Raw genomic sequence first — 10142 nt, 5'->3', positions numbered from 1 at the left:
AACACCGCGGACTCGGCCGCCCTGACCTTTACGGTGGACACCACGCTGTCGGTGCCGACCATCGATCTGGCGGATGCGTCAGACAGCGGCAGCAGCAACAGCGACAACATCACGAACGACACCACGCCGGCGTTCACGCTGGGCAGTATTGATGCGGACGTGACGAAGGTGCAGGTTCTTATCAACGGCACCGCCTATGACGCCGTGAAGGCTGAGGGCAGGTGGACCTTTACCGCCCCGGAGCTGGCGGACGGGGACTACAGCGTCACCGTGCAGGTCACCGACGACGCGGGGAACGTGCAGACCTCCACGGCGCTGGCCATGACGGTGGACACCAGCGTGGCGGTACCGGTGATCACGCTGAGCGACGACACCGGCACCCCCGGCGACAACCAGACCAACGACACCACCCCGGGCTTTGCCATTGCCACGGATAACGACGCCGTCAGCGTGATGGTGAGCATCGACGGCGGTAAGCCGGTGGCGGCGACGAAGGACGCGGACGGGCAGTGGCATATTGACAGCACCGCGCTGGCCGACGGCGACCACACCATCGTGGCCACCGTCACCGATCTGGCGGGCAACACTGCGGACTCGGCCATCCTGACCTTTACGGTGGACACCACGCTGTCGGTGCCGACCATCGATCTGGCGGATGCGTCAGACAGCGGCAGCCTCAACAGCGACAACATCACGAACGACACCACGCCGGCGTTCACGCTGGGGAATATCGATGCGGATGTGACGAAGGTGCAGGTTCTTATCAACGGCACCGCCTATGACGCCGTGAAGGCTGAGGGCAGGTGGACCTTTACCGCCCCGGAGCTGGCGGACGGCGACTACAGCATCAGCGTGCAGGTGACCGACGACGCCGGCAACACCGCGACCTCGGCGGCGCTGGCTATCACGGTGGATACAGAGGTTCTGCCAGTCAATATTGTGCTGGATAAGACGTCTGACACGGGAGAGAGCTCGACAGATAATTATACTGCGGACACAACACCGACGTTTAAGTTCAGCAATATTCCGGACGATGTCGCCACTATTACCCTGACGTTGAGCACCGGGCAGCACTACACAATAGATCTGAGCAAGAGTACTTCTTTCACCCTACCTGATGAGTTGCAAGATGGCAGTTACACTGCAACTGTGACGGTGACTGACGTGGCAGGTAACAGTGCTGACAGTAAGATTAGCTTTACTATCGATACCATTGTCGATAAACCGACAGTCGAACTTGCGACGGTATCTGATTCGGGTGACAGCCAGACCGATGGGCTGACTAATGAGACGAAGCCGCAATTCCTGATTAGTGGCGTGGATACTGATGACGTCAATACGATTACGATAGCGATTGTGAGTAGCGATGGCAGCTATAAAGATAGTTGGACACTGGACAGTGAAACCTACGAAAGCGGAGCCTGGGCCTGTCCGGTTGCGCTGGACGATGGGCAATATACGATAACGGTCACGGTTGAAGACATGGCGGGTAATCAGAGCACCTCTGACGCTGCCAGGTTTGAAATAGATACTGTCACTCACATCGACTCTATCGTGCTTCTGGATGATACCGGTTCAAGCACCACCGATAACCAAACCAATGTGAATACACCTGAGTTTGCGATCGGCGTGCCGGATGATGTCACGCATGTCAGCATAATGATTGATGGTAAAGCGGCTGGTGAAGCTTCTAAGCAGACCGATGGAAAGTGGCATTTTTTCACCGCGGTGCTCGCCGATGGAGCACATACTGTGTCGGTTACCGTAACAGATGAAGCGGGTAATACCAGTAATAAAGATCTCAATTTTACGGTTGATACGACCCTTTCTGTGCCGACGCTGCAGCTTTCAAGCGATAGCGATACGGGGCACAGTGATTCAGATAATGTCACTCAGGATGTGCGCCCAACGTTTGTGATCGGCAATATCGATAGCGACGTTGTCAGCGTTTCACTGACGATTAACGGTCAGACATGGCCTATTACGGTTGAAAATGGCAGTGCTACCTTTACCGTTCCCGCCGATCTGCCGGATGGGATTTGGCAGGCCCAATTGACGGTTGTTGATGATGCAGGTAATGAAAAGACGACCTCACTCTCCGTGACCATTGACACCTCCACCAGCGTGGACGGTATTACTCTGCAAAGTGATACCGGCGTGCAAAACGACTGGATGACCAACGATTCCACCCCAACGTTTGCGATCACCGCGCCTGCTGATGCGCATGCTGTCACTGTCAGCATAGGCTCACTGACTCAGGATGCCATTTTCCAGGAAGGGAAGTGGGTGGTGACTCTGCCATCTGCCCTTGCGGACGGTGAATATACGCTTACGGTGACCGTTACGGATGACGCAGGCAATACGGCGAATCGCGCGCAAACATTCACCATTGACACCACCCTGGAGCCGCTCACCGTCAAGATGATGGCGGCGGATGACAGTGGTGTGGTAGGCGACAATGTTACCAACGACACAAAACCTACGTTTGAACTAGGCAATGTGCCGGCAGATGTTTACAGCATCGAAGTGACGCTGAACGGCGCGACGACAACCGTTAAGAAACAAGCGGATGGCAGTTGGACCTATACTCCAGAAACCGCCCTTGTTGAAGGGAAATATACGCTGGATGTACGCGTTACTGATGAAGCAGGAAACCAAAGAACGTCGACATATGATTTCACCGTGGATACCTCGGTGGATATTAATTCCATCACTCTGACGACAGATACCGGGGATTCGTCCTCCGATGGCATCACGAATGCTGCCCAACCGATATTTAACGTCACCACCTCTGATGATGTCGTCAGCCTGACGGCAACGATTAACGGTCTTGCCTGTACCGTGGTGAAAAATGCCAACGGTGACTGGACCGTCACCTCGCCGATACTCTCTGTCGCTGGAGATTACACGCTGACCGTTACCGTTGAAGATGCCGCAGGGAACACCACCAGCGACACGAAAACGATCACCTTTGATAACCAGCTTTCCGTACCGACTATTGCGTTCGACGCGGGTGATGACACGGGTTATGACGCTACCGATCATTTGACGAGTAACAATAAGCCCACGTTCCTGATAAGCAACATGGACAGCGACGTGACGCATGCCGTCATTACGCTTGATGGGGTGCCGATTACGCTGACGCAGGATGGCAGCGGTAACTGGAGCTTTACGCCTCCATCGGCACTTTCGGATGGCAATCATAAAATGATCCTGGAAGTGCAGGATCGGGCGGGAAATACCTCAACGCAGACCTTCTCCTTTACAGTAGATACTACATTATCGACGCCAACTATCGATCTCAGCAGCTCATCCGACTCGGGTGATAGCGACGACGATAATCTGACGTCGAAAACGCAGCCCGAATTTGTTATCAACAATGTTGATAGTGATATCTATTCAGTTATCGTCACCCTGAACGGTGTCGACTATGACGTCACCAAAAATGCCGACGGCGAGTGGGTATTCCAGGCTCCTAAACTGGCCGATGGGGACTATACGATAACGGTCACGGCAACCGATAAAGCGGGGAACGAACGGACGTCCGATCTCGATTTTACCATTGATACCACGGTGGCAATCGATCAGATTACCATGTCTGATGATACCGGTTTTTCTTCGGATGACCATTTAACGAACGATACCATCCCAAGCTTTGATATTAGCGTTGCCGCAGATGTTACGCATGTCTCGGTGGCACTGGACGGCGGTGATGCCCAGACGCTGACGAAAACCAATGGCAAGTGGACCTACACCGCCAGCTCGGCGTTGTCCGATGGTGAGCATTCGATTGTCGTCAACGTGATGGATAAAGCGGGCAACACAACCCAGGAAACTTTCACCTTTACTATCGATACAACGCTTACACCTGTGACGGTGGATCTTAAAGACGAGGACGACAGCGGCAGCAGTTCCGCCGATAATTACACTAACAATACCCAGCCGACGTTTGAGTTTGGTTCGCTGGATAAAGATGTTTATAGTCTGACGGTGAACCTGAACGGCAAAGATATTCCTGTGGATTTGACCAGTCAGCCGGTGAGTTTTACGCCGGATGAAGCGCTGGCAGACGGCACTTACACCTTAATTGCCACGGTGACGGATAACGCCGGAAATACCAAAGAAACTCCGCTGACCTTCACCATTGATACGCAAACGTCGGTATCGGTGGACTTTGTCGTCGGTGACGACACGGGCTATTCCGACAGCGATAACATAACGAAGAGCAATGCCCCTGAATTTGAAATCAGCGTTCCGGCGGATGTGGAGTCGGTGAGCGTAACCCTCAACGGCACGGTGACTTCGTTGACGAAGGATGAGTCCGGCCGCTGGATCTACTCGGCTCCGGCACTGGCAGATGGCAACTACACTCTCGACGTTTCAGTAGTGGATAAAGCGGGTAACACCGCCAGCACCGAACTCAAATTTGTCGTGGATACCACTCTTAGCACGCCAACAATCGATTTAGCGGCTGCAAGTGATACGGGGACCTTGTCAAACGATCACCTAACCAACGATACGACGCCATATTTCACGCTCGATAATATCGATAGCGATGCTTATAGCGTCACTGTCACTATCAACAATAAAACCTATAACGCGACGGAAAAGAACGGAGTATGGGGCTTGCAGTTACCCGATGCTGATGCCCTCCCGGATGGAACTTATACCGCAACTGTTAAGGTTGAAGATGATGCAGGCAATACCAAATCATCCTCAATGAGCTTTACCGTTGATACCATTTGCTCAGCACCGATTCTGGCGCTGGATAATGGCAGCAACAGCGGCAGCACTGATGATAACATCACCAACGTGACGAAACCGGTTATCAGTATCAGCGGCGTACCTGCCGATATCGCCAGTATAACGGTAACTCTTGGTGACACGACGCTGTCACTGGATCCGTCGACAACGAGCTGGCAGGTACCGCAAAGCCTGGCGGATGGCGCATATAGCGTGGTCGTGACCTTTACGGATAATGCGGGTAACAGCGCATCGACAACCTATAACTTTACCGTTGATACGGTGGTTGACTCTCCTGCCGTGCTGCTGCTGGATGATACCGGGCAGAATACCACCGATAACCTGACTAACGTCTCAGTGCCGCGTATCCAGATTAGCGCGGCGGAGGAACTCACCTCCGTCACCGTCACGCTCAATGGGCACACGCAGACGCTGGAGAAAAACGCCCAGGGCGAGTGGATTTATACCGCTGACATGCTAGCGGATGGTACTTACACCGCCACCGTGGAGATGGTCGATGTCGCGGGCAACCACCAGACAGAGACCCTGACTTTTACGATTGACACTCAGATCCCGCAGCCAACCATTTCGATGGATAGCGCCAGTGATTCTGGCGATAGCTCAAGTGATTCGTTAACCAATGATACGCAGCCGACGTTCATAGTTTCCGGCGTGCCGGACGATGTTGATACCGTGTTTGTTGTTATAAACGGTGCGAAATATACGGCGACACAAAATGAAGCTGGGGAATGGACGGTTACCTCAGCCAATCTGGCGGATGGTAACTACACCGCAGAAGTGACCGTTACGGATAAAGCCGGTAATACCGCTGAAAGCAGCATGAATTTTACCATTGACACACACGTTGCGCTGTCGGTGGAGCTGCTGGCCTCTTCTGATACAGGCTCTTCGCAGACGGATAAAATCACCAAAGATACGTCACCTACGTTCGGCGGTCTGACGGACAAAGACGCAACGCTAGTGGTGACCGTGCTGGATGAGAGCGGTAATGCGATTCAGACCCAAACGATCTCTCCTGCCTCGGACGGGACCTGGTCTATTACGCTGGGTGATTTGACTGATGGCAACTATACCATCTCGGTTACCGCGACCGATAAGGCCGGAAACACCCAGGCAAGCAACATTGATTTTGTTATCGATACAGTGGTTAACGCGCCGGGTGTTGCATTGAGCGAGTCCGATCCCGGGAATAACCATGAAGCCTTAAGCCTGGCGCCAGAATTCAGCGGTACTGCGGAAGCAGGATCGACGCTGGTGATAAGTATTGATGGCGTTACTGTCGCCAGTGTTGTGGCGGACAGCAACGGAACATGGTCATGGACGCCGCCGAGCGCCATTAACTCTGGCGATCATATTATTAGCGTCGTCGCGACCGACAAAGCGGGTAACGTCTCTGATGCCACTAACTTCGCCTTTATCATTCCGCTGATCGACGTCGATCCACCGACACTGCAGCTACAAACCGCATCGGATAGCGGCTCCATTGGTGACTTTGTCACTAATGATACGACGCCATCAATTACCGGGACATCGCTGCCGGGCAGCACCGTGACGATCTATGTTAACGGTGAGGTGGTTGGTACCGCGGCAACGGACTCAACCGGACGCTACAACTTTAACCTGCCAGAAATGGCTGAAGGGACCTACAGCATAGAGGTGAGCGTCATTAACCCGAACAACGGGGAGGAGGTAAAATCTGACCCTGCAAGTCTGGTCATTGACACGCATGTGGTTCCTCTTGACTGGGATATTAACGGATTAAATGATGAAGGGTATCTGAACACCAATACCCCGGTAGTGAGCGGAATCTCTGAAGCCGGCGCGCATATCAAGGTGATGATTGACGGTCGTGTAGTGGTGGAAACGGTCGCCGCCAGTGATGGTAAATGGCTGGCATCGATTACAAACATTGGCGCTGACGGAGAGCATGAGATTAGCTTCTCGGTAACAGATGTGGCGGGTAACACAGAAACCTTCGGCCCGGAGAGTTTTGTTCTCGATACCTATATTGCGCCACTGACCGTTGATTTACGCGATACGGATGATACCGGCACCAGCGATACCGACAACATCACCCAAAAAACCAGCGTTCACCTTGACGGTACCGCAGAAGCGGGCTCAACCGTTACGATCGCCAATACGCAGGGCGAGATTCTGGCTACCATTGCCGTGGAGAGCGATGGTGCATGGAGTACGGAAATTACGCTGCAGGAGGGGATGCAAACCTTTGTGGTGACTTCCACCGATGCTGCTGGCAATACCGTCTCCAAAAATATCGATATTACCCGCGATACGCAAAATAGCATCACTGACGTAGTCCTGAGTCGTGATTCCAACAGTGCGGACACGCTGGACGCCATCACCAACGTGACTACGCCAACCCTGACGGCAGTCACCGATCCTAATGCGACGGTCGATGTTTATGTCAATGGCGAAAAAGTTGCCACGGTAACCGCCGATGCGGCAGGGACAGTGAGCTGGACGATGCCGGAAAGCGCCGACGGTTCTTATGATATTAAAATGGTGTCGACGGATGCGGCAGGCAATACCGCAACCAGTGCAACGACTACCGTTGTTATTGATACCGTGGTTGACAATTTTAGCGTCGATACGCTGCCGGACCTGACCAATAGTAAAGCGCTGAGTGTCACAGGTACCGGTGAAAGCGGCGCTACGATTACCGTCTATTTGAATGGCGTCGCGGCAGGCCAGGTTACCGTAGCGGCTGATGGCAGTTGGACGGTACCGCTGATCCTCAATGATGATGGCGAGTACAGCCTGACGGTACAGATCACGGATGTGGCCGGAAACAGCCAGACCAGCGATCCATTTGTCTTCACGCTGGATAGCCATACCGATTACCCGACCATCAACCTGGATGACGCGTCTAACTCAGGCTCGCTGGATGACAACATAACCAGCGACAATACGCCAGCCTTCCATGGTACGGGAGAGCCGGGGGCGACGATTTCTATTCTGGTGGATGAAAAAACGGTCGCAACGGTAACGGCGGATGCCGAAGGCAACTGGACGTGGCAATACCCAACTACGTTGGCTGACGGTGAATATTCCATCCGCGTAGTGGCGGAAGATACGGCGGGCAATACCGCAGAGTCGGCACGCATTCTGGTTACGGTCGATACCAGCACCTGGATTGAGCTGGATAAAATGAATCCTGATGGTGGCCTCTACTCTAACGATTATGTTACCGCCCGAACGACGCCGACGTTCCAGATCAACAGTGAAACGGGTCAGCCCGTCAAGGTTTATATTGATGGTAAGTATGTGGAAACCATCACGATCTCCGGGCGAAATTATCAATATACCGTTCCGCAAGCGCTGGACGACGGTAGCCATACCATCCGCTTTGATATTGCCGATGCCGCCGGCAATACGGCCTCCACTGGCGATCAGAAGTTCACGATCGATACGGTTAACGATACTCCCGTCACGCTGGACAATATTAACGGAGAGAGCGTCGCTGACCACACCGTTGATGGTACGATTTACATCAATGATATTTCTGCAGGTATTAAGCTGAGCGGTATGGCTGAGGCTAACAGCTATGTCACTGTCAAAATTAATGGAATGACCGTTAGCAACGTCTGGGCAGACGGTACAGGAAAATGGAGCGTAAACGTTAATCCTATGTTGCTTAGCGATGCGACATGGACCGTCCAGGTGAGTTCAGAAGACCGCGCGGGGAACGACAGTACCGTCTCAACCTTCACGATAGTGATTGATACCTCCATCAGCCAGTTCACCGCCAACGTGCAGGACGACAAAGACAGTTCGGCCGATAAATGGGTAGTTAACAACCGCACGCCTGTCTTTAATGGCGTCGGTGAGGCGGGGGCTACTGTCACCCTGATGGTGGCAGGGATGGTGGTGGCTACCACCACAGTTGCCGCCGATGGCACCTGGAGCATCAAGGCCAGCGCGTTGCCTGAAGGGACCAGCAACTTAACCTTCACCATTAAAGATACTGCCGGCAATACCCAAACCATTAACCATGACATTCTGGTCGATAGCGTTGCGCCAAATACGCCAACGGTAGAGATCTCTTCCTGGAACGAAGAGGGGAACCTGTGGATCCTCTCAGGCAAGGCGGAAGCGGGAACGACCATTGTTATCAAGGATGAGTCCGGCAACGTTATCACCACAGTTAATGTCAACAGCTCCGGAAGTTGGAGTACCGCGATTAACTATCCTGATGGCGGTAAAGTCAGCATTCAGGCAGAGGATTCTGCCACCAATATCAGCGTGCCTGTCGACCTTGATGTGATGTTCACGACGCCAGCCGTGGCGCTGGATGTAACCTCAGACGGTGGTGCGCTGGGCGACAACCTGACCAATGACTCAACCCCGACGCTGGTTTTGAGTAACATCGAGAAGGATGTCGTTGCGGTGAGCGTAACGATTGATGGAACGACGGTGCAGGCAACGAAGATCAGCGATGGCGTCTGGACCGTAACATGGGGAACTCCGCTAAGTGACGGCGAATGTGACGTTCAGGTGAGCGCAACGGATGCGGCAGGAAATACCGCAACGCAATCCTTTAGCTTTACTATTGATACTGTGCTCAGCGCGCCGGTCATCGCCATGGATGCGGCAAGCGATACTAGCACGGTGGGCGATAACATCACGCAAACCGTTAAACCGACGTTTGTCGTGACTAACGTTGACGCTGATGTGACGAAGGTCGAGGTGACCTTAAACGGCAATACGCAAACCCTGACCAAAGACGCTTCGGGTAACTGGATCTATACGCCGGAAACCCCGCTGGCAGACGGTAACTGGACCGTTGAGGTGAAAGTAACCGATGCGGCAGGAAATACTAAGCAGTCCAGCCTGGATTTCACCGTCGACACTAGTATCAGTACGCCGACGGTGGCTCTTGATGCCAGCAGCGATACCGGTGATGTCGGTGACAACCTGACGAATGAGACGACGCCAACCTTTATCCTGAGCAATATTGACCCGGACGTCACGTCGGTGATGGTAACGCTGAACGGCGAAACACACAGCGCAACCAAAGATGAGCAGGGTAACTGGACGTATACGCCGGAAACTGCGCTGTCAGACGGTAGTTGGACCCTGAAGGTGAAAGTCACGGATGGCGCAGGTAACACTGCGGAATCTTCACTGGATTTCACCATTGACAGTACGCTAAGCACACCAACAGTAATGATGGATACGGACAGTGACACCGCAACGGCAGGGGATAATATCACCAGCGATACGACGCCAACCTTTATCCTGAGTAATATCGACCCGGACGTCACGTCGGTGATGGTGACGCTGAACGGTGAAACGCACAGCGCAACCAAGGATGAGCAGGGTAACTGGACGTATACGCCGGACACCCCGCTGGCGGA

At 53.4% G+C, this 10142-nt stretch carries 1 protein-coding gene; it reads left to right on the top strand.

Annotation, left to right across the window (positions count from 1 at the left end):
* Positions 1-10142, top strand: a 10142-nt coding sequence (locus KQJ18_RS18110) for an Ig-like domain-containing protein (protein ID WP_216422433.1), incomplete at both ends; no start/stop codon positions are given.

Origin of the sequence: Citrobacter sp. S55_ASV_140, from assembly GCF_018919505.1 — a bacterium.
Taxonomy (GTDB): Bacteria; Pseudomonadota; Gammaproteobacteria; order Enterobacterales; family Enterobacteriaceae; genus Citrobacter; species Citrobacter werkmanii.
This window is presented reverse-complemented; position numbering and strand designations above follow the sequence as displayed.